The sequence below is a fragment of the Geobacillus subterraneus genome (genome assembly GCF_001618685.1).
Taxonomy (GTDB): Bacteria; Bacillota; Bacilli; order Bacillales; family Anoxybacillaceae; genus Geobacillus; species Geobacillus subterraneus.
Window position 1 is genome coordinate 829,722 of the sequence record NZ_CP014342.1, and the last position, 20,459, is coordinate 850,180.

The following is a 20,459-nucleotide window of genomic DNA, read 5'->3' on the forward strand; positions in this document are numbered from 1 at the left end:
TATCATATAAACTAATGGCAATGATCCATCAATAAGGGGGAGTGAGACATGCAATACCGGCAGTTAGGAAATACCGACCTTCGAGTGAGCGAACTCAGCTTCGGTACGTGGGCGATCGGCGGCTCGTGGGGGAAAGTCGACGATCAAGAATCGTTGCGCGCCCTCGCCTACGCCATCGAGCAGGGGGTTAACTTTTTTGATACGGCTGATGTGTACGGCAACGGCCATAGCGAAGAGCTGTTGGCGAAGGCGACAAAAGGGAAGGAAGACCGCATCTACATAGCGACGAAGTTTTGCCGCGCCGGCGATATCCATGACCCGGACAACTATTCCGAAGCGTCCGTGCGCGCATATTGTGAGGCAAGCTTGAAACGGCTCGGCCGCGAGGCGATCGATTTGTATCAAATTCATTGCCCGCCGTTTGCCATTTTAAAGCAAGGCGCCGTGTTTGAAGTGTTAGAGAAGTTAAAGCAGGAAGGAAAAATCCGCTATTACGGCGTCAGCGTCGAAACGATGGAAGAAGGGCTGTACGTCATCGAGCATTCGCAGGCAAGCGCGCTGCAAGTCATCTTCAACATTTTGCGGCAAAAGCCGCTCGAGCGCCTGCTTCCGGAGGCGAAACGGCGCGGCGTCGGCATTTTGGTCCGCCTCCCGCTCGCCAGCGGGCTGCTGACCGGCAAGTTCACGAAGCAAACGACGTTTGCTGAGGATGACCACCGCCGTTTCAACCGCAACGGTGAACAGTTTAATGTTGGGGAAACGTTCGGCGGTTTGGAGTTTGAAAAAGGGGTGGAGCTCGCCGACAAGCTGCGTTGGATTGCCGATGGGCGCGGCAGCATGGCGAAAGCGGCGCTCCGATGGGTCATTGATCATGAAGAAGTGACGTGCGCCATTCCGGGCTTTAAAACGGTGAAACAAGTCGAAGAAAACTTGGCGGCGCTGGCGGTGCCATCGTTCAGCGAAGAAGAAATGGCGCGGCTTCGCCAGTTTTATGAAACCGAAGTGCATCCGCACATTCGCGGGGCATACTAAACAAATAAGATAAAAAGGATGACTAGTCACGTGCGGACAGGAAACATTACTCTTGTCAAAAAAATGAATAAACAGCTTGTGTTGAAACTCATTCGCGACCAGCACCCGATTTCGCGCGCCGACATTGCGAAAACGACTGGCTTGAACAAAGCGACCGTTTCCGCCCTCGTCGACGAGCTGATCGCTGAACACTTCGTTCATGAAAGCGGCATCGGTGTTTCGACCGGCGGACGCCGGCCGCTCATGCTCCGCTTTAACGCCGATGCCGGCTCGCTCGTCGGCGTTGAGCTTGGCGTCAACTATTTATACGCCGTCTTGACGAACTTAAACGCCGAAATCATTTGGGAGCAGCGGCGTTCGTTCCGCCCGGAGGAGGGACAGGAGGCAATTGTCAGTGAAATGATCGAGTTGATTGAGGCGGCCATCCGCCGGGCGCCGGCGACGCCGTACGGCGTGATGGGAATCGGGATCGGCGTCCCCGGCGTCGTGCACACAGAAAGCGGGACAGTCATTTTCGCCCCGAACTTGCGCTGGGATGATGTCGCCCTCGCTTCGGCTTTGCAAAAACGGTGGCCGCAATATCCGGTCATCGTCGAAAACGAGGCGAAGCTGGCGGCACTTGGGGAAAAATGGTTCGGCGCCGGCAAGGAATTTGCCCATTTTGTTTATATTAGCGCCGGCATCGGCATCGGCGCCGGCGTCGTCTTGCATCATCAGCTGTATCGCGGGGTGAACGGGCTGGCGGGGGAAATCGGCCATCATACGATCGACTTAAACGGCGCTCGCTGCAACTGCGGCAACATCGGCTGCTGGGAAATGTACGCGTCGGAAAAATATATCAAGCGCCGTTTGGCGGAAGAGGGGCGTACAGAATGGCTTGACGACCGCTTTTCCATCGCGGCGATGGCGCTGGCGGCCGAAAACGATGCCCAGCTGGCGCGCATTTTGGAAGAAACGGGCCGCTATCTCGGCATCGGGCTGCTGCAGGTGATTTATGCGTACAACCCGGAGGCGGTCATTATCGGCGGCCCGCTTGCTCAGGCCGGTGATTTCGTGCTTGATGCAGCGCGCAAAGAGGTGAGGGAGCGCATTCTCGTCAAAAAAGAAAGCGAGCCGTATATGATTGCCTCGGAGCTGAAAGAAAAAAGCTGCGCCATCGGCGCGGCTGCGTCGGTGTTAGAAGCGGTCGTTCTGCCGCCGGAATTTGAGCCGGCGCTCTAGCCGATGCCAATGAAAAGAGGCGCCTGCTGTTTCTAGCAGAGCGCCCTTTTTTAATATCTAGGCATTTTTCTTTATTTTTCCTGTCCATTTTTTGAATCCGCCTTTTAAATGATACAAGTTGCGGTATCCTTTCCGGTAGAGCATTTGCGCGGCCCGCCCGCTGCGCAGCCCATTTTGGCAATATAAATAAATCGGCTGATCTTTGCGCAGTTCTTTCATGCGCATGCGCAGCTGGGTAAGCGGAATGTTGCGCGCCCCTAAAATATGTCCAGCCGCAAACTCGTCCGGTTCGCGGACATCGACTAATTGCGCTTTTCGGTAGCCGGCGCGGAACTCTTCTTCCGTCAATGCTTTGACAATTCGGCGTTGCCATAAATAGGTGATGACGGAATACACGATGATTGCGCCAAGAATGATGAGCAATGCTTCCACCCGTTAGGCCTCCTTTCCCTTCGTCCACTATTCCTATTATATAAAGTTGCCGCTTAGAAGCAAAGTATTTTCCTAATGGCATTTTTCTTCCCTTGGCAGGCGTTGTTTGCTAAACTAGTAAAGGCGGCAGAGAAGGCGGTTTAGCGTGACTTATGGACAAGCCGCCGCAACGCCCGATATGGCATGTTTGAAATCGTAGAGAAGGTGAAACGATGGCAAAAGAAGTATGGCGCTTTATCGATTCTGGCGACCGTTCACCGTCGTTTAATATGGCGCTTGATGAGGCGCTTTTGGATTGGCATAGCGCGGGGAAAATTCCGCCCACCGTCCGTTTTTACGGTTGGAATCCGCCCACATTGTCAATCGGCTATTTTCAAAAAGTGGAGAAAGAAATCGACTTAGAAGCCGTCAAGCGCCACGGCCTCGGCTTCGTCCGCCGTCCGACCGGAGGGCGCGGCGTCTTGCATGACAAAGAATTGACGTACAGCGTAATCGTTTCAGAATCGCATCCGGATATGCCGCAGACGGTCACAGAAGCGTACCGTGTCATTTCCCAAGGCATTTTAGAAGGTTTCCGTTTTCTTGGGCTTGACGCGTATTTTGCCGTGCCGAAAACGGAAGAAGAAAAAGCGGATTTGCGCAGCCCGCGTTCCGCCGTTTGCTTTGACGCGCCGTCGTGGTATGAGCTCGTTGTCGAAGGGCGGAAAGTGGCCGGCAGCGCGCAAACGCGGCAAAAGGGCGTCATTTTGCAGCACGGCTCGATTTTGCTTGACTTGGACGAAGAGCTGTTGTTCAGCTTGTTTAAATACCCGAACGAACGGGTAAAAGAGCGGCTTCAGCGCAATTTTAAAAACAAGGCGGTCGCGATCAACGAGCTGACGGAGCGGACGGTAACGATCGAGGAAGCGAAAGAGGCGTTTTACAAAGGGTTTGAAAAGGGCTTGGACATCGTGCTGGAGCCATATATACTGACGGCTGAAGAGTTGGCGTATGTCGAGGAATTGGCGCGGACAAAGTACGAAAGCGACGAATGGAACTTTAAGCGCTAGGCAGCAACATGGAAAATCGTTCATTTTTCGGCAAAAACGGCACCATTCATCCGGTTTTCTCCGCTTTTCGCCGTTTTTTGCCTTTTTTTCTGCTTGACAAAAACGAAATCATTTGTTCTCAATCACAATATATAGTATGATTTTCGCAAAAAATCATACTATATATTGTTTTTTTCTGATTGATATGGTAAGGTAGAGAAGACAGGACAACTTTGCCAAAACGTGAGAGATTATATAAAAGAGGAGAGATAGGAGAATGACGGTGGCGTCGTCTGAAAAAATGAAAATCAATATGGAAAAGCTAAACGAGGATATTCGCTTGTTTCCGCAAGTGCATCCGATTACGCCGGATATGCACATCACCCATAAAGGCGTGTCCCGTTTAGTGATGCTTGACCGGTATTCGTTTAAGGATACGGAAAAGCTGACGCTCACACCGGGCGATTTTGTCGTGTTGACGATCAAGGAGGACCCGAAATTTCCGGCCCGCGGGCTCGGCTTTATCGTCGACATCGACTGGGAGGCGAAAAAGGCCCATGTGTTGATCGAGGACGAGTACCGGCATGTGCTCGAAGGCGAAGAGGCAGAAACCGGCATTGTCTTCCGCTCGCTCGACATTATCGACAAGCCGCTGGAAATTTTTTATGAACAAATTGCGAAACGGAACGCGACTGGGCTTGCTGCTGTAGAGGAAACGGCGGAAAAGCGCAGCGAGTGGTTCCACAAGTTTTATGAGGAGCTCTCGAGCATGAATTTTGTCCCGGCCGGCCGCGTGTTGTACGGGGCGGGTTCGGGCAAGGAAGTGACGTATTTCAACTGCTATGTGATGCCGTTTGTGAAAGATTCGCGGGAAGGCATTTCCGAACACCGAAAGCAGGTAATGGAAATTATGAGCCGCGGCGGCGGGGTTGGCACGAACGGTTCGACATTGCGGCCGCGCCATACGCTCGCGCGCGGGGTAAACGGCAAATCGTCCGGGTCGGTTTCGTGGTTGGATGACATTGCCAAGCTGACCCACCTTGTCGAGCAAGGTGGCTCCCGCCGCGGCGCCCAAATGATCATGCTTGCCGACTGGCACCCGGACATTATCGAATTTATCGTCTCGAAAATGCAAAACCCGCGCATCTTGCGCTACCTGCTCGAGAATATGGAAGATGAGGGCATCAAAAAAGCAGCGCGCGACAAACTGAAATTCACGCCGCTCACCGACCGGGAACGGGCGATGTACGAAGCGATCGTCCGCTACAAAAACGAACCCGGCTACGGCGGCTTTACCGAAGAAATCATTAAAGACGCCGAAGAAAAACTGCGCACCGGCGGTACATATACCGTCCATAATCCTGACTTTTTAACCGGTGCGAACATTTCGGTCTGCCTGACAAAAGAGTTCATGGAGGCGGTCGAAAACGACGATGAGTATGCACTCCGCTTCCCGGATGTAGAAACCTATTCCGAAGAAGAAATGCGCATTTACAACGAAAAATGGCATGAAGTTGGCGATGTGCGCGAATGGGAAAAAATGGGCTACCGCGTCCGCGTCTACCGAAAAATCCGCGCTCGCGAGCTCTGGAAGCTGATTAACATTTGCGCGACGTACTCAGCCGAGCCGGGCATTTTCTTCATCGACAATGCGAACGAAATGACGAACGCCCGCGCGTACGGACAAAAAGTCGTTGCGACTAACCCATGCGGGGAACAACCTTTAGCGCCATATTCTGTCTGCAACCTCGCCGCCATTAACTTGGCAAACATGGTCGATAAAGAACGGAAAGTCGTCGACTATGAAAAACTGAAACGCACGGTTGAGATCGGTGTGCGGATGCAAGACAACGTCATTGATGCTACGCCGTATTTCCTTGAGGAAAACAAAAAGCAAGCGCTCGGTGAGCGCCGCATCGGCCTTGGCGTCATGGGGCTCGCGGACTTGCTTATTTATTGCGAAAAAGAGTATGGCTCTGAAGAAGGAAACGAACTCGTGGATGAACTGTTCCGCACGATCGCCACGACCGCCTACCGGGCATCGATTGAGCTGGCAAAAGAAAAAGGCAGCTTCCCGTTCCTTGTCGGTGAGACGGACGAAGAAACGCGCCGGCTGCGCGAAGCGTTCATCAATACCGGCTATATGAAACGGATGCCGGAAGACATTCGCCAAGCTATTTTACAATACGGCATTCGCAACTCCCACTTGCTGACGGTGGCGCCAACGGGATCGACCGGAACGATGGTCGGCGTCTCGACCGGGCTTGAGCCGTACTTCTCATTCGCATACTACCGGAGCGGCCGCCTCGGCAAGTTCATCGAAGTGAAGGCCGATATCGTCCAAGAATATTTAGACAAGCATCCGGAAGCCGATCCGAACCACTTGCCGCATTGGTTTGTGACAGCGATGGACTTGCCGCCGGAAGCGCATGCTGATGTGCAATGCATCATCCAGCGCTGGGTCGACTCGAGCTTGTCGAAAACGGTCAATGCGCCAAAAGGCTACACGGTCGAACAAGTGCAAAAAGTATATGAGCGGCTGTGGCGCTGCGGCGCGAAAGGCGGCACCGTCTATGTCGACGGCAGCCGCGATGCGCAAGTGTTGACGCTGAAAGCGGAAGAAAACACGGTTGAAGAGCAGCTGGAACTCATTCCGGAAGAAACGGAAGAACAGGCGAAGAAACGCACCGTCGTTCTTGTCGATACGATTCAAGATGTGCGCGCCACCGATGTGACGATCGGCTCGGAAATCGGCAACATTTGCCCGATCTGTCGGGAAGGGACGGTCGAAGAAATCGGCGGCTGCAATACGTGCACGAGCTGCGGTGCTCAGCTGAAATGCGGGCTGTAACCGGTTAGGGCCGGAAAACGCTGGTTTCCATTGGGAAACCGGCGTTTTTTTACATAAAACGGGGGAGGAAAAATATAGTGATAAAAGGGAGGAGAAACGAAAGGGGGAGTCGTGATGATTATTCATGTCGTCCAGCGCGGGGAAGCGCTTTGGCAGCTGGCCCGCCGCTACGGCGTCCCGCTCGAGCGGCTGATTGCCGCCAATGAGCTAGACGACCCAAACCGGCTCGCCATCGGGCAGGCGGTGGTCATTCCGGTGCCGTATCGCTATCATACCGTCCGTGCAGGGGAAACGTTATGGCAGATCGCCCGCGCGTATGGAGTGACGGTCGAAGCCATCGTGCAGGCGAACCGGATCGCCAACCCGGCGCTCATTTATCCCGGCGCGCTGTTGTTGATTCCGGCTCGCATTCATACGGTGCGCACCGGGGAAACGTTAGGGCAAATTGCTGCCGCTTATCAAGTCAGCGTCCAGCAAATCATCGAGTTCAATCCCATCGCTGATCCGAATGTCATCACTCCCGGACAGCGGCTCGTCATTCCGCCGGCCAAACCGCTCATCGAGGTGAACGCCTTCACGATCGACCAAGGGGAGAAAGGGGCGGAGCAAGTGCGCGAAGTCGGCCGCCATTTGACGTACGCCGCCCCGTTCGCCTATACGATCCGCGCTGATGGCGGACTGAATCCCATCAATGATGTGGCGATCATTCAGGCCGCTTTTGCCGCCCGTGTCGTGCCGATGATGACGATCACCAACTTTACGTATCAGGATCCGGGTTCAAGATTGGCGCAGACGATCTTGGCTGATGCCACGCTGCAAACACGATTGCTTGAGAACATCATTCAAGTGATGCGGGCGAAAGGATACCGGGCGCTGAATGTCGATTTTGAAAATGTCTACCCGTCCGACCGCGAGCGGTACAATGCGTTTTTGCGGCGGGCGGCGGCTCGGCTTCACGCGGAAGGATATTGGTTATCGACATCGCTCGCTCCCAAAATCAGCGCGGAACAAAAAGGATTGCTGTATGAAGCGCACGACTATCCAGCCCATGGGCGCATCGCCGATTTCGTCGTGCTTATGACGTACGAGTGGGGCTATCGGTTTGGGCCGCCGCAAGCCATTTCGCCGGTGAACCAAATTCGGCGCGTGCTTGATTATGCCGTGACCGTGATTCCGCGGGAGAAAATCATGATGGGATTTCAAATTTATGCCCGCGACTGGGTGCTGCCGCACGTGCCAGGGCAAGAGGCGGAAACGTTCAGCCCGAAAGAAGCCGTGGCGCGCGCCATTCGTTACGGAGCGTCGATCCAATACGATGCGGCGGCCGCCTCGCCGTTTTACCGCTACACGGACGAACAAGGCCGCCAACACGAAGTATGGTTTGAAGACGCCCGCAGCGCGTTGGCGAAATTTGACTTAGTGAAAGAATACGGATTGCGCGGGATCAGCTACTGGGTGCTCGGGTATCCGTATCCGGAAAACTGGGTGCTGTTGGAAGACAATTTCCGCACTCGGAAACGGGGATAAGCTGGACGGCTAGAGCGTATGCGCCGGTTATTGGGCATGCGCTTTTCTTTTGTATTTTGAAGTTTGAGCGGTTTTTCAGTGGGGAAATGGCGAGTCTTATTCGCATATATTTTTACCTGCTATATTTTTACCTGCGTATTCGATGACTACGTTTGCATCGTGTAAAACATGCGGTGATCGCTGGCTAGTGAAATAACGTCGCGGCTCTTCCCTATGGGCTTCACAGTGCAAACGAGGGAAGAAAAAAGCGTCCTAATTAGGACGCTTTTGTACCCACTCCTGCGTACTTCTTCTCTGTTTCGGCAACGATTACGGCGCAAGCGGCGTCACCGGTAATATTGACAGCAGTGCGAGCCATATCCAAAAGCCGGTCGATGCCGATGATCAATGCGATTCCTTCGACAGGAAGGTTGACGGAATTCAACACCATCGCCAACATCACTAATCCGACACCAGGTACACCGGCCGTTCCAATGCTCGCCAATACAGCCGTTAATACAACTGTTGCCAATTGCGAGATCGTGAGGTCGATACCGTAAGCTTGAGCGATAAATATAGTGGCGACCCCTTGCATAATGGCCGTGCCATCCATATTGATGGTTGCTCCTAATGGCTGCACGAAACTGCTAATATGTTTTGGCACCCCAAGTTTCGTTTGAGCGACATTCATCGAAATCGGCAGCGTTGCGTTGCTGCTTGATGTACTGAACGCCACGCCCATCGCTGGAGCGAACTGTTTAAAAAAGGAGAATGGATTGCGTTTAGCAAACAGGTAGAGCGATGAGCCGTATGTGAACAGCATGTGGATGATCAAACTGAAAAGAACGACGGACATGTACATTCCCATCGAGCGGATGGCGTCCGTTCCTTGGCTGCCGACGGCGGAGGCGATTAAGCCGAATGCACCGTACGGGGCAAACCGCATAATGACAGTGACCAAATACATCATCACTTCATTGCCTTGCTCGATGAGTTTGAACAAGCCAGCTGTTTTTTCTCGCAACATGGAAAGCGCAAACCCAACAAATATGGAAAAAGTGATAATTTGCAGCATGTTTCCTTCTGCAAATGCCTGAACGGGGTTTTTTGGAATAATGTTTAATAAAGTTTCTGACACAGGTGGTGCCTCTTTTGGTTCAAATTGAGCCTGACTGGTGTTAAAGTCGCCGACGCTCCCAGGTTTGGTTACTAACGCCAATGAAATGCCAATGGCAATGGCGATGGCTGTAGTGATGAGGAAATACGAAATGGTTTTTATTCCAATTCGCCCGAGTTTTTTTGGGTCTCCTAATCCGGCTGTCCCTAATACGATGGAAAAAAAGACAATGGGCACGACGATCATATTAATTAAATTTAAAAAGAGTTTCCCAAGCGGTGTAAAAACATAGGCGTTTACTGTATCGAATGGTTGAGGGAAGAAAAGGTTGAATATTAGTCCAACGATGGATCCAAGTATCAGTGCAATAATGATTTTTAACGATAGCTTCATACAATCCCTCCAATGTTTTTAACAAAATGTAATGTTATTGTATCTTACATTTCGTACCTTAACAAGGTAGAATTTTTTATTTAGATTAGAATCATGTTTAGCAAGCAGTTGATCCAGGTGCAACCGAAAAATGATGTCAACTGAAAGAAGCGTGCGATTTTCCTCCATCTTTGAACCATACTAACATCAAAATATGGACAGCTTGGAGGGAAACGAGTGAAACCGTTTGTGCCCAAACTTGTGTATTTCGAGCCGGAGGCGCTGTCGTACCCGCTCAAGTACAGTATTTTACGTAAAGTCCTCTTCATGGTATAATGGGATTGATTGCTATTTTTTGACCTGCCGGGAACGCTAGCGGTGTGTATGGGCTGGGGAAGGATGGCAGGCGAATGTGGCAGGAGGGGACATGCGTTGCCGACACCAAGCATGGAAGACTATATCGAACAAATTTATTTATTGATCGAAGAGAAGGGCTATGCCCGCGTCTCTGACATCGCTGAGGCGCTATCCGTTCATCCCTCCTCAGTGACGAAAATGGTGCAAAAGCTCGATAAGGATGAATATTTAGTGTATGAAAAATACCGCGGCCTCGTCCTGACGCCGAAAGGGAAGAAAATCGGCCAGCGGCTCGTTTACCGTCATGAGCTGCTTGAGCAGTTTCTCCGCTTGATCGGCGTCCACGAAGAAAACATTTACCGCGACGTGGAAGGGATTGAACATCATTTGAGCTGGAACGCCATTGACCGGATCGGCGATTTAGTGCAATATTTTCAAGAGGACGAACGCCGGGTGGAAGCGCTCCGCAATGTCCAAAAGCGCAATGAGCAAGGAGAGTAAGCCGCTGCTTGCTCTTTTTTGTTTTCCGTACTAAACGCCTCTCGTTCTTCTTACATATGTATAAACGGCGAGAAAGGAGAGGCAGCGGTGGACATTGACATCGTCTTTTCCGGCGGTGGGGTGAAAGGATTTGCCTTGCTTGGCGCGTACGAAGCCATTGAGGAAAAAGGGCTGCGCTGGAAGCGGCTTGCTGGGACGAGTGCGGGGTCGCTGCTGGCGGCGCTGCTCGCGGCAGGCTACAGCGCCCGCGAGGTTATGCACTTGCTTGAGGAGTTGGAATTTGAGCGGTTGTTGGATGAACGGGCGTCATGGATTCCTTTCCCGGTCTGGAAGTGGGTGCGCCTCTACTGGCACCTTGGCCTCTATCAAGGAAAAGCGCTTGAACGGTGGCTTGAGTCGGTGCTTGCTGCCCGCGGGGTGCGGACGTTTCAAGATGTGCCGGCCGGCAGTTTGTATATCGTCGCTTCCGACGTCACAAACGGGCGCATCGTCGTGCTGCCGGACGATTTGAACGCGTACGGCATTGACCCGAGCTCATTTTCGGTCGCCAAGGCGGTGCGGATGAGCGTTAGCATCCCGTACTTTTTCGAACCGGTTCGCCTCCGCGGGCAAAACGGCACGTCTCTCATCGTCGACGGGGGGGTGCTCAGCAACTTTCCGCTTTTTCTCTTTGATGAGGAAAAGAAAACGAAAAAGCGGCCGGTGCTCGGGATCCAGCTGAGCGCCAAGCCGGGCGAGCGGCCGAAACGAAAAATCACCAATGCGTTAGATTTGTATGAGGCGCTGTTTGCGGCGATGAAAGAGGCGCATGATGCCCGCTACATTTCGCGCCGCCATGAAAAAAACATTGTCTTTTTACCGGTGGAAAACGTGATGTCGACCGAGTTTTCCGTCGACCTCGAGGCGCGCCGGCGCCTCATCGATTACGGGCGCGAGCGGACGCGGCAGTTTTTGCGGCAATGGGCGTACTAGGCAGGGAGCGGCGAAGGCTGCAGCACTTGCGGTGCGAAAAAGCGAATAATGCGCGTCAAGGAGCGCCGCCTGCCTCACGCGGACGGCGGCAAACAAAAAAGAATCAAGCTAAAACGAAGCTCGATTCTTTTTTTTGCCTTTTTTTCCGTCAATCACGGTTAAATGCGGGGTCGCGGTCCGCTTTTTCAGCGGCCGTTTCAGTTTTGCCGGCTTTGGCTGCTTGCGCCCGGAGCGGGGATGGAGCTTTTTCGACTGCCGCACCGCTTTTAAGTACGACCACCGTTCTTTATCGGTGCGGCGTTGGTACACGAAACGGTAAAAGAGATAAATCGCGGCTACAAACAGCGCAACAAACAACAGCTGACGGAACAGCACCGTCGGATGGGCGAAAAGAGTATAGACAATGCCGAGCGTTCCAAGCAAGATCATGAGCCCGACGAGCGGGTGAATGGCCCTGCGCCGCAATGAATCCACCCCCTTGAATCAATTACTGCACTGCTTTTTTCGCTTCGGCTTCCGCTTCCAAATGAAGAAGCCGCTGAAATGAGGCGATGGCCACTTCCACTTGATCATCGTCCGGTTCTTTTGTCGTCAGCCGCTGCAGCCATAGCCCGGGGTAGCCGAGCCAGCGCAGCAGCGGAACATCCCTCAATTTATTTGTAAACTGCAATACTTCAAACGAAACGCCAAGCACGACCGGAATTAAAGCGAGCCGGTTAACCATCCGCAGCCAAAGCGGATCGGTCGGCACGAACAAATAAAGGAACAAGCCGACGATGACGGTAAATAAAATAAAGCTGCTGCCGCACCGATAGTGAAGGCGCGAGGCGCGCTGGACGTGCTCGACGGTCAGCGGCCAGCCTGCTTCATAAGCGTTGATCACTTTATGTTCCGCGCCGTGATATTGGAAAACGCGCTTCACAAGCGGCGTTAACGAAATAAAGTAAATATAGCCGAGCAATAGAGCCAGCTTAAAAACCCCTTCAAGCAAAATTTGCCCTATCCTCCCAGGAACGAGCGGTTTGAACGAGGCGGCGGCGAGCGCCGGGACGAGCGTAAAAATCGTTTTGGCGAACAAAAACGACAGCACACCGATGGCTGCGGCGCCGAGAATAAGCGTCAGTTTGGAGCTGCGCTCCTCATCCGCCTGCTCCTCCCCTGGAGCCACCTCATACCGTTCGCTCGCAAACTGTAAATGTTTTGCCCCGTTCGCGCTCGCTTCGATAATGGCGATGATGCCGCGGACAAACGGGATTTTCTTAAAGGCGGCCAGCGTCGGATTGGCGCGGCGCGGCAAGGAAAAGTATTCAATCGTTCCATCATTGCGGCGAACGGCGGTGACAGAGTGCGTTTTGCCGGCAAACATCACTCCTTCAACGACCGCCTGGCCGCCGTATAACGGTTTATCCATTGTTTTCATCAAGCAAACACCAACCTATTTTTATGTTTATTATTTTATTCTACAAGAAACGTTCGGAAACCTCTAGGTTGATGTTACTGTTATGATTTCCAAAAAATCCATTATTTACACGGAAGTAATCATTTTTTTCGCTTGATTCATGGGGTGGCCGGCTGTAGGTCATACTAACGGACAAGGAGGTGCAGCATGATGGCGGAACAAAAAGGAAAGCTCGAGCAGGAGAAAAGAGAGCGGCCCATGACGCTCTTGCAAAAAACGCTCATTATCGGGTTTGTCGGCGGGGTGTTTTGGAGCTTAATCGGCTATTTGGCGTACTTTTTCAACTTTAGCGAAATCAGTCCAAACATGGTTTTGATTCCTTGGGTGGCCGGCGACTGGAAATACGGAAAAACAGGCAACTATGTAGCCATCGCGTTGATCGGTGTCATTTCCATTGCGGCGGCGCTCCTTTACTACGCGTTGCTGCGGAACATTCGCGGCATGTGGGCGGGCATTTTATACGGTGCGGCGCTGTGGGCGGTTGTTTTCTATTTGTTCAATCCGTTGTTTCCGAATGTTCAGCCGGTCGCTGATTTAGAGCCGAATACAGTGATTACGACGCTTTGCCTATACATTTTATACGGCGTGTTCGTCGGCTATTCGATTTCCTTTGAGACGCAGGAAATGAACCGGCCATCCCAAAGCGCCGGGAAAGAGGCGGCGAAGGAAGGAAGCTGACGAAGCGTCCCTATGTTGTTTGAGCAAAGGGCGCGCCTCTCTGTCAAACCGACGTATAGCGAAACTTTCCTCTCTATGGTAAAATAAAGAAGGTTTTCACAAGGTTTGGTATTGCGTGATGGCTGGTGACAAGCGGCCGTATGAAACCGGCGCATCGTGCCGCCTTTGGCGCGGTCGCGGCCGAAAAGCCCCCTTCATGGCCAACCGACAGGCGGGGGCAAATTCCATGGGAAGAGGAGAATGAGGGATGGAAAAGCTGGAAAAACTTCGAACGCTTCTTGAGGAGCGGCATATTGATGGTCTTTTAGTGACAAACAGCTACAACCGCCGCTACATCACGGGGTTTACCGGCACGGCTGGCGTCGCGCTTGTCAGCCGCGAAGGGGCGGTGTTTATTACCGACTTCCGCTATGTCGAGCAAGCATCCAAACAAGTCGAGGGCTTTGAGATTGTGCAACATAGCGGGCCGATCGTTGAAGAAATCGCGAAACAAGTAAAGCGGCTTGGCATCGGCAAACTTGGATTTGAGCAGCAAGACGTCACGTACGCAGCATACAAAGCGTATGAGGAGGCGGTCAGCGCCGAGCTTGTGCCGACGTCGAACGTAGTGGAAACGTTGCGCTTGATTAAGTCGGAAGCAGAGATTAAGATATTAAAGGAAGCAGCAGAAATCGCCGATGCGGCATTTGCCCATATTTTGTCGTTCATCCGTCCGGGCGTCAAAGAAATCGAAGTGGCGAATGAGCTCGAGTTTTTTATGCGCAAGCAAGGAGCGTCTTCTTCTTCCTTTGATACGATCGTCGCGTCCGGCTACCGCTCGGCGCTGCCGCACGGGGTGGCGTCAGAGAAAACGATTGAGCGCGGTGAGCTTGTCACGCTTGATTTCGGGGCTTACTACAAAGGATATTGCTCCGATCTCACAAGGACGGTCGCCGTCGGCGACATCAGCGCCGAACTGAAAACGATGTATGATATCGTCCTTGAGGCGCAGCGGCGCGGCATGAGCGGTCTTAAGGCAGGCATGACCGGCAAAGAGGCGGATGCGTTAACGCGCGATTACATCCGTGAAAAAGGGTATGGCGATTATTTCGGCCATTCGACCGGCCATGGCATCGGCCTTGAGATTCACGAAGGGCCGGCGCTTTCGTTCCGTTCGGATGTCGTGCTTGAGCCAGGCATGGTCGTCACTGTCGAGCCGGGCATTTACATCCCGGGGCTTGGCGGGGTGCGCATTGAAGACGATGCGGTCATCACCGCTGACGGGAACGAGGCGCTCACTCATTCGCCAAAAGAACTAATCATTTTATAATGGATTGCGTGAGGAGGATTTCGGTCAATGATTTCAGTGAACGATTTTCGCACAGGGCTTACGATCGAGGTCGACGGCGAAATTTGGCGCGTCCTTGAGTTCCAGCATGTCAAGCCGGGCAAAGGGGCGGCGTTCGTCCGTTCGAAGCTGCGCAATTTGCGCACCGGCGCCATTCAAGAGCGGACGTTCCGCGCCGGTGAAAAAGTAAACCGGGCGCAAATTGATACGCGCAAAATGCAATATTTGTACGCCAACGGCGACCAGCACGTCTTTATGGATATGGAAACGTACGAACAAATCGAGCTGCCGGCGAAACAAATCGAGCATGAGTTGAAGTTTTTGAAAGAAAACATGGAAGTGTTTATCATGATGTATCAAGGCGAAACGATCGGCGTCGAGCTGCCGAACACCGTCGAATTGAAAGTCGTTGAAACAGAACCGGGCATCAAAGGCGACACAGCTTCCGGCGGTTCGAAACCGGCCAAGCTCGAAACCGGCCTTGTCGTTCAAGTGCCGTTTTTCGTCAATGAAGGCGACACGCTCATCATTAACACAGCTGATGGCACGTACGTTTCGCGGGCGTAAGCGGCTGAGAAGGGACAGCACCTCTCCGGAACTTTCCGGACGGGTGCTGTTTTTTATGCGTGAAATGGCTACCGCTTCGCTGTCCGTCCTCATTTTCACCGCCAAAAACTTCTTCTGAAACGGCTTGTTCCCGCATACGTTTGTACTAATCAATCCCATTTCAAAACAGGAGGGACACATGAAACATTGGCTGCGATCGATCGATCCATCCGTCTTGGCGATGGCCGGCATGCGGATGTTGTCGGCGCTCGTTGAACTCAGTGCGGCGCTGTTGATGCTGGCGTTCAACGACGTCAAAAAAGCGCTCGCCATTAACGCTGCGCTCGCTGTCGTCGGTCCGACCGTCATGATCGTGACGATGGCGATCGGACTGCTTTCGCTCGCGGACGAGCTTTCGTTTTCCCGGCTTGGGCTCGTCGTGCTTGGGGTGGCGATCATTTTGTTTGCCATTTACAAGTAAGGAATAAACGGCATATTCCGCCCATACATATGAACTAGTCCACAGGAAAAGGGGGAGGGCCATGGAAGCGGTATGGGGAATTTTGCCGAAAACGATCGCTGCAGCGGTGCAGCAGCTCCCTTCATGGCGTCACGGCATCGAAGAAATCCGCATCCGCGTTTCCCGTCCGCTTGAGGTGATCGCCAACGGAACGGCCCGCTTATTGCCGTATGAAGTGACGAAAGAAGATGGCGTACAGTTGCTGAATAAATTGAGCCGTTATTCGATTTATGCCGTCGAAGAGGAGCTCAAACGCGGGTTTATGACGATCGAAGGGGGACATCGCGTCGGGCTCGCCGGCAAGGTCGTCACGGAAGGCGGCAAGGTGAAGGCCATTCGCGATGTCGCCTCTTTTAATATCCGCATCGCCAAAGAGCAGGTCGGCATCGCCAATCCATTGATTCCGTACGTATATGAAGGGCGCTGGCGCCACACGATGATCATCGGTTCACCGCAAACCGGAAAAACGACGCTGCTGCGCGATGCAGCGCGCCTCATCAGCAGCGGAACAGAGCGCATCCCGGCGCAAAAGGTGGCGATCGTTGACGAGCGTTCGGAAATCGCCGGCTGTGTGAAAGGAATTCCGCAGTTTTCATTCGGTCCGCGCCTTGATGTGTTGGACGCGTGTCCGAAAGCGGAAGGGATGATGATGATGATCCGCTCGATGAGCCCGGATGTCATCATCGTCGATGAAATCGGGCGCGAAGAAGACAGCGAAGCGGTGCTCGAGGCGGCGAACGCCGGCGTCTCTGTATGGACGACCGTGCACGGCCGCAGCGTCAAAGACGTCTGGCAGCGGCCGACGCTCGGCCCGGTGATGGAACAAAAAGTATTTGAACGGTTTATTGAACTGACGAACATCCCTCGTCCCGGCGCGATCCGGCGCATTCTCGATGCCAGCGGGGCGGTGCTGTATGAACGGGCGGTGGTGAGCCGATGAAATGGCTCGGTGCCTTGTTGATTCTTGCCGCTTCGACATGGACGGGATTTGCCGCCGCCCGCATGTTGTATGAGCGGCCGCGCCAGCTCCGCCAGCTGAAAGCAGCGCTTAGGGCGCTCGAGGCGGAAGTGATGTACGGGCATACGCCGCTCGCTGAAGCGTCGGTGCATATCGCCCGGCAAACGGCTGCTCCGATGTGCGAGCTGTTTTTTCGGTTCGCCGAGGCGCTGCGCACCGAGGAGACGAGCGTGGTGGAGGCATGGGAAAAAAGCTTGCAAGCCCTATGGGGGAAAACGGCGCTAAAACAAGGAGAGTTGGAAGTGATGAAGCAATTTGGCGCCACGCTCGGCCAGTATGACCGGCTCACGCAGCAAAAACAAATCGCCTTGGCGCTCGCCCATCTGGAGCGGGAGGAAGCAGAAGCGCTCGACAACCAGGCGCGCTACGCCAAAATGGCGAAAAGTTTAGGCGTGTTGGCCGGGCTACTGCTCGTCATTTTACTCATGTAGACAGGAGGCAGGACGAATGGGCATCGATGTCGATATCATTTTAAAAATCGCCGGCGTCGGCATCGTCATCGCGTTTTTGCATACGGTGCTCGATCAGATGGGGCGGAAAGAATACGCCCAATGGGTGACACTGCTCGGCTTTATTTACATCTTGTTTATGGTCGCCTCGATTGTGAGCGATTTGTTTCAAAAAATTAAAGACGTCTTTTTGTTCCGCGGGTAGGGGGGATCGGCCATTGACATTTTGCAAATTGTCGGTCTCGGGTTGATTGCGACGTTTTTGGTGGTATTGCTGCAGGAGCAAAAATCGAACCTCGCTTTTTTATTGACCGTTTTTGTCGGTTGCACCATTTTTTTGCTGCTTGTCGACCAGATTAGTGAAATTTTGCTGATGCTGCGGGAAATGGCGGAAGGCGCCCATATCCAAATGGTGTACTTGGAAACGATGTTGAAAATTATCGGCATTGCCTACATTGCCGAGTTTGCCGCACAAATTTCCAAGGACGCCGGCCAAGGAGCGATCGCCGCCAAAATTGAGCTCGGCGGCAAAATCGTCATTTTGGCGCTTGCCGTTCCGATTTTGACCGCCATTATTGAAGCGGTCATTAGCCTGATTCCGGCAGCGCGATAAGGAGGGGACGAATTGAAGCGGACAGCGTTCCTCATTGCCGGGCTGCTGTTTCTCTTTTTTTGCCCGTTGGTCGTACAAGCCGCAAGTTACGAGCCGTCCGTCAGCGAGCAGCTCGCCCGGCTCGACGTGAGCGACATCCGCCGCTATTGGGAAACGATCGTCAACGAATACGGCGGCTTTTTGCCGGAAAGCGAAAAAGGACCGATCACCGATTTTTTAAGCGGCGATAAGCAATGGTCACCGGTCGAATGGCTGAAGGCGCTCGCCCGCTACTTGTTTTACGAACTGCAAGTAAACGGCAAGCTGCTCGGCACGCTCATTTTGCTTGCTGTGTTCAGCACCGTGCTGCAATCGTTGCAAAATGCGTTCGCCCAACAGGAAGTGAGCAAAATCGCCCACGCGGTCGTGTATATGGTGTTGTTGTTGATCGCCTTAAACAGCTTCCGCCTCGCAGCCAGCTATGCGCTTGAAGCGGTGCAGACGATGAGCCATTTCATCATCGCCCTCATCCCGCTGCTGCTCGCGCTGCTTGCTTCCTCCGGCGGGATCGTATCGGCGGCGTTTTTTCACCCGATCATTTTGTTTTTAATGAACACGACCGGCACGGTCATCGAATATGTCACATTGCCTCTTTTGTTGCTGGCGGCGCTGCTTTCCGTTGTCAGTACGCTCAGCGACCGGTACAAGGCGACCCAGCTCGCCGATTTGCTGAACAAAGTCGCGCTTGGTTTGCTCGGCATCATTTTAACGGTTTTTCTTGGCGTCATGTCAGTGCGCGGGACGACGGCGGCGGTGGCGGATGGCGTCGCTTTAAGAGCGGCGAAATTTGTCACCGGCAATTTCATCCCGGTCGTCGGCAAACTGTTTACCGATGCCGCCGATACGGTCGTCGCCGCCTCCATGTTGCTGAAAAACGCCGTTGGGCTAGTCGGGGTAGCGATTTTGTTAATGATTGCCCTCTTTCCAGCGGTGAAAATTTTCGCGATCGTCATCGTCTACAAACTATCGGCCGCCTTATTGCAGCCGCTTGGCGGCGGGCCGGTGCTTTCGTGCCTTAACATCATCAGCAAAAGCATCGCCTATGTGTTGGCGGCGCTGCTCATCGTATCGCTCATGTTTTTCCTCAGCCTAACGGTCATGGTCATGGCCGGGAACATTACGATGATGGTCCGCTAGGGGGAGACGGTATGCAGTTTGTCATTGAATGGGTTACGAACATCATTTTGTTTTTGCTGTTTGCCATTATCATCGACTTTTTGCTGCCGTCCGGGACGATGCAAAAATATGTCAAAATGGCCATCGGACTCATGCTGCTGCTTGTGATGCTCGGGCCGGTGCTCCGGCTCGCCTCGATTGACCCGGAACAGCTCGTCGCTTCGGCACTCGCCCGTTTTTCCGATGGCCAAACCGGCGATGAAGCGATAAAAAATCAAATCGAGCAGCAGAAAAAAGAAATACAAGCTTCGCAACGCGCATATATTTTAGAACAAATGGCTGTCCAGCTGGAAAACGACGCAAACGAGGAGTTGATGGGGAAGTATGGATTGAAGGCTGATGTCAATGTTTACGCCGATAACAAAGAAGGTTGGCGCATGCCGGATGACATCAAGACGATCGAAGTCGTACTTTCTAAACAACAGCCTGCCGGGGCGGTGGAGCCGGTCATCATCGATACGACGAAGCCGCCGGTTCCGCCTGAGGGCGATGCTTCGCTGGCCGAAGAGGTGCGCACCTTTCTCGCCGGCAAATGGGAAGTCGATGAAAATAAAATTGCCGTACAGTTTAAGGGGAGGGAATAGGGGGGATGCTCCAATTTATGAAACGGCTCTTTTCTTCGCCGTCAAAAGAAGGGGACGGGGAAGGAGCCCGAAAAAAAATGCCGTTTTCCTATGTTGTCGCACTGTTGTTGGCCGGCGTTGCGCTGATGGCGGTCAGCCACTTTACAAAAAGCGAGGAAGATGTTCCGGCAGCGCCTTCCGCCGGGCAGTCAGACGCTCCGTCCGAGCCGGCGTTTTTGTCAAGCAAAGAGACGAAAGAAAAAGTGATCGCCGCCTATGAGGAACGATACGAAAAAGAACTGAAAGCTGCGCTCGAAACGATCGAGGGGGTCGATGACGTCACTGTCGTCGTCAATCTCGATTCAACAGAGCTCAAATTGTTCGAGAAAAAGCGCTCCACCCAGCAACAAACAACAGAGGAGAGCGACAAGGAAGGCGGAAAACGGACGATTAAAAACGAGTCAACAAATGAAGAAGTGATCATTATTCGCAACGGCGACGAAGAAACGCCGCTTGTTGTCGCCACGAAAAAGCCGGACATCCGCGGCGTGCTTGTCGTCGCCAAAGGGGCAGACAATTTGCAAATTAAAAAATGGATTGTCGAGGCTGTGACGCGCGTGTTAAACGTCCCAAGCTATCGCGTCGCTGTCTTGCCGAAAAAATGACCGGGTAAGGGGAGGAG

The 20,459-nt window shown here is 53.1% G+C and carries 22 protein-coding genes; 18 read left to right on the forward strand and 4 right to left on the reverse strand.

Features of this window, described 5'->3' with window-relative positions; all coding sequences use genetic code 11:
* Positions 1–48: 48 nt before the first annotated feature.
* Together GS3922_RS04035 and GS3922_RS04040 are read left to right on the forward strand one after the other, a co-directional pair.
* Positions 49–1,032: an aldo/keto reductase gene (locus GS3922_RS04035; RefSeq protein WP_063165293.1), complete on the forward strand. Its 984-nt coding sequence runs from the start codon at positions 49–51 to the stop codon at positions 1,030–1,032.
* Between the two features lie 30 nt (positions 1,033–1,062).
* Entirely contained in the window at positions 1,063–2,253 is a 1,191-nt protein-coding gene (locus tag GS3922_RS04040) for an ROK family transcriptional regulator (RefSeq protein WP_063857356.1), read from the forward strand.
* Between the two features lie 57 nt (positions 2,254–2,310).
* On the opposite strand, the gene GS3922_RS04045 is transcribed toward GS3922_RS04040, so the two are convergent.
* On the reverse strand, positions 2,311–2,685 hold the full coding sequence (locus tag GS3922_RS04045) for a rhodanese-like domain-containing protein (protein WP_063165295.1): 375 nt from the start codon (positions 2,683–2,685) through the stop codon (positions 2,311–2,313).
* A gap of 212 nt (positions 2,686–2,897) precedes the next feature.
* On the opposite strand from GS3922_RS04045, the gene GS3922_RS04050 reads away from it, so the two are divergent.
* The 3 genes from GS3922_RS04050 to GS3922_RS04060 all read left to right on the forward strand — a co-directional run bounded on the left by GS3922_RS04050 (position 2,898) and on the right by GS3922_RS04060 (position 8,091).
* On the forward strand, positions 2,898–3,734 hold the full coding sequence (locus GS3922_RS04050; RefSeq protein ID WP_063165296.1) for a lipoate--protein ligase family protein: 837 nt from the start codon (positions 2,898–2,900) through the stop codon (positions 3,732–3,734).
* 256 nt (positions 3,735–3,990) lie between these two features.
* Positions 3,991–6,564, forward strand: a complete 2,574-nt coding sequence (locus GS3922_RS04055) for a vitamin B12-dependent ribonucleotide reductase (RefSeq protein WP_063165297.1) — start codon at positions 3,991–3,993, stop codon at positions 6,562–6,564.
* A 114-nt stretch (positions 6,565–6,678) separates the two neighbouring features.
* Positions 6,679–8,091, forward strand: a complete 1,413-nt coding sequence (locus tag GS3922_RS04060; RefSeq protein WP_063165298.1) for a LysM peptidoglycan-binding domain-containing protein — start codon at positions 6,679–6,681, stop codon at positions 8,089–8,091.
* 256 nt (positions 8,092–8,347) lie between these two features.
* Here GS3922_RS04060 and GS3922_RS04065 read toward each other — a convergent pair whose 3' ends face one another.
* A complete protein-coding gene (locus GS3922_RS04065; protein ID WP_063165299.1) occupies positions 8,348–9,580 on the reverse strand; it encodes a dicarboxylate/amino acid:cation symporter in 1,233 nt (410 codons plus the stop codon).
* 411 nt (positions 9,581–9,991) lie between these two features.
* Between GS3922_RS04065 and mntR the strand changes: the two genes are divergently transcribed.
* Positions 9,992–10,417, forward strand: a complete 426-nt coding sequence (gene mntR / locus GS3922_RS04070) for a transcriptional regulator MntR (protein WP_063165300.1) — start codon at positions 9,992–9,994, stop codon at positions 10,415–10,417.
* An 87-nt stretch (positions 10,418–10,504) separates the two neighbouring features.
* Positions 10,505–11,389 carry a patatin-like phospholipase family protein gene (locus GS3922_RS04075; protein WP_063165301.1) on the forward strand — a complete coding sequence of 295 codons (885 nt, stop codon included), beginning with the start codon at positions 10,505–10,507 and terminating at the stop codon, positions 11,387–11,389.
* A gap of 108 nt (positions 11,390–11,497) precedes the next feature.
* Here GS3922_RS04075 and GS3922_RS04080 read toward each other — a convergent pair whose 3' ends face one another.
* The gene (locus GS3922_RS04080) at positions 11,498–11,854 is read right to left on the reverse strand and encodes an SA1362 family protein (protein WP_063165302.1); all 357 of its coding nucleotides are present in this window, start codon (positions 11,852–11,854) and stop codon (positions 11,498–11,500) included.
* A gap of 22 nt (positions 11,855–11,876) precedes the next feature.
* On the reverse strand, positions 11,877–12,800 hold the full coding sequence (locus GS3922_RS04085; protein ID WP_172796437.1) for a DUF1385 domain-containing protein: 924 nt from the start codon (positions 12,798–12,800) through the stop codon (positions 11,877–11,879).
* Between the two features lie 195 nt (positions 12,801–12,995).
* Between GS3922_RS04085 and GS3922_RS04090 the strand changes: the two genes are divergently transcribed.
* The 11 genes from GS3922_RS04090 to spoIIIAG all read left to right on the forward strand — a co-directional run bounded on the left by GS3922_RS04090 (position 12,996) and on the right by spoIIIAG (position 20,442).
* The gene (locus tag GS3922_RS04090) at positions 12,996–13,526 is read left to right on the forward strand and encodes a YqhR family membrane protein (RefSeq protein ID WP_063165304.1); all 531 of its coding nucleotides are present in this window, start codon (positions 12,996–12,998) and stop codon (positions 13,524–13,526) included.
* A gap of 247 nt (positions 13,527–13,773) precedes the next feature.
* Complete coding sequence (locus GS3922_RS04095; RefSeq protein ID WP_063165305.1) at positions 13,774–14,835, forward strand: M24 family metallopeptidase; 1,062 nt, start codon at positions 13,774–13,776, stop codon at positions 14,833–14,835.
* 27 nt (positions 14,836–14,862) lie between these two features.
* The gene (gene efp, locus GS3922_RS04100) at positions 14,863–15,420 is read left to right on the forward strand and encodes an elongation factor P (protein WP_011231892.1); all 558 of its coding nucleotides are present in this window, start codon (positions 14,863–14,865) and stop codon (positions 15,418–15,420) included.
* A 178-nt stretch (positions 15,421–15,598) separates the two neighbouring features.
* On the forward strand, positions 15,599–15,880 hold the full coding sequence (locus GS3922_RS04105; protein WP_063165306.1) for a YqhV family protein: 282 nt from the start codon (positions 15,599–15,601) through the stop codon (positions 15,878–15,880).
* A gap of 61 nt (positions 15,881–15,941) precedes the next feature.
* Entirely contained in the window at positions 15,942–16,859 is a 918-nt protein-coding gene (spoIIIAA, locus tag GS3922_RS04110; RefSeq protein ID WP_063165307.1) for a stage III sporulation protein AA, read from the forward strand.
* Complete coding sequence (gene spoIIIAB / locus GS3922_RS04115; RefSeq protein ID WP_063165308.1) at positions 16,856–17,368, forward strand: stage III sporulation protein SpoIIIAB; 513 nt, start codon at positions 16,856–16,858, stop codon at positions 17,366–17,368. Before spoIIIAA ends, spoIIIAB begins: the two co-directional genes overlap by 4 nt.
* 16 nt (positions 17,369–17,384) lie before the next feature.
* The gene (gene spoIIIAC, locus GS3922_RS04120; RefSeq protein WP_020960538.1) at positions 17,385–17,591 is read left to right on the forward strand and encodes a stage III sporulation protein AC; all 207 of its coding nucleotides are present in this window, start codon (positions 17,385–17,387) and stop codon (positions 17,589–17,591) included.
* 21 nt (positions 17,592–17,612) lie between these two features.
* Positions 17,613–17,999: a stage III sporulation protein AD gene (gene spoIIIAD / locus GS3922_RS04125; protein WP_063165309.1), complete on the forward strand. Its 387-nt coding sequence runs from the start codon at positions 17,613–17,615 to the stop codon at positions 17,997–17,999.
* A gap of 12 nt (positions 18,000–18,011) precedes the next feature.
* Entirely contained in the window at positions 18,012–19,175 is a 1,164-nt protein-coding gene (gene spoIIIAE / locus GS3922_RS04130; RefSeq protein ID WP_063165310.1) for a stage III sporulation protein AE, read from the forward strand.
* 11 nt (positions 19,176–19,186) lie between these two features.
* Complete coding sequence (spoIIIAF, locus tag GS3922_RS04135; RefSeq protein ID WP_063165311.1) at positions 19,187–19,798, forward strand: stage III sporulation protein AF; 612 nt, start codon at positions 19,187–19,189, stop codon at positions 19,796–19,798.
* A 5-nt stretch (positions 19,799–19,803) separates the two neighbouring features.
* A complete protein-coding gene (gene spoIIIAG, locus GS3922_RS04140) occupies positions 19,804–20,442 on the forward strand; it encodes a stage III sporulation protein AG (RefSeq protein ID WP_063165312.1) in 639 nt (212 codons plus the stop codon).
* The last annotated feature ends 17 nt before the right edge of the window (positions 20,443–20,459 follow it).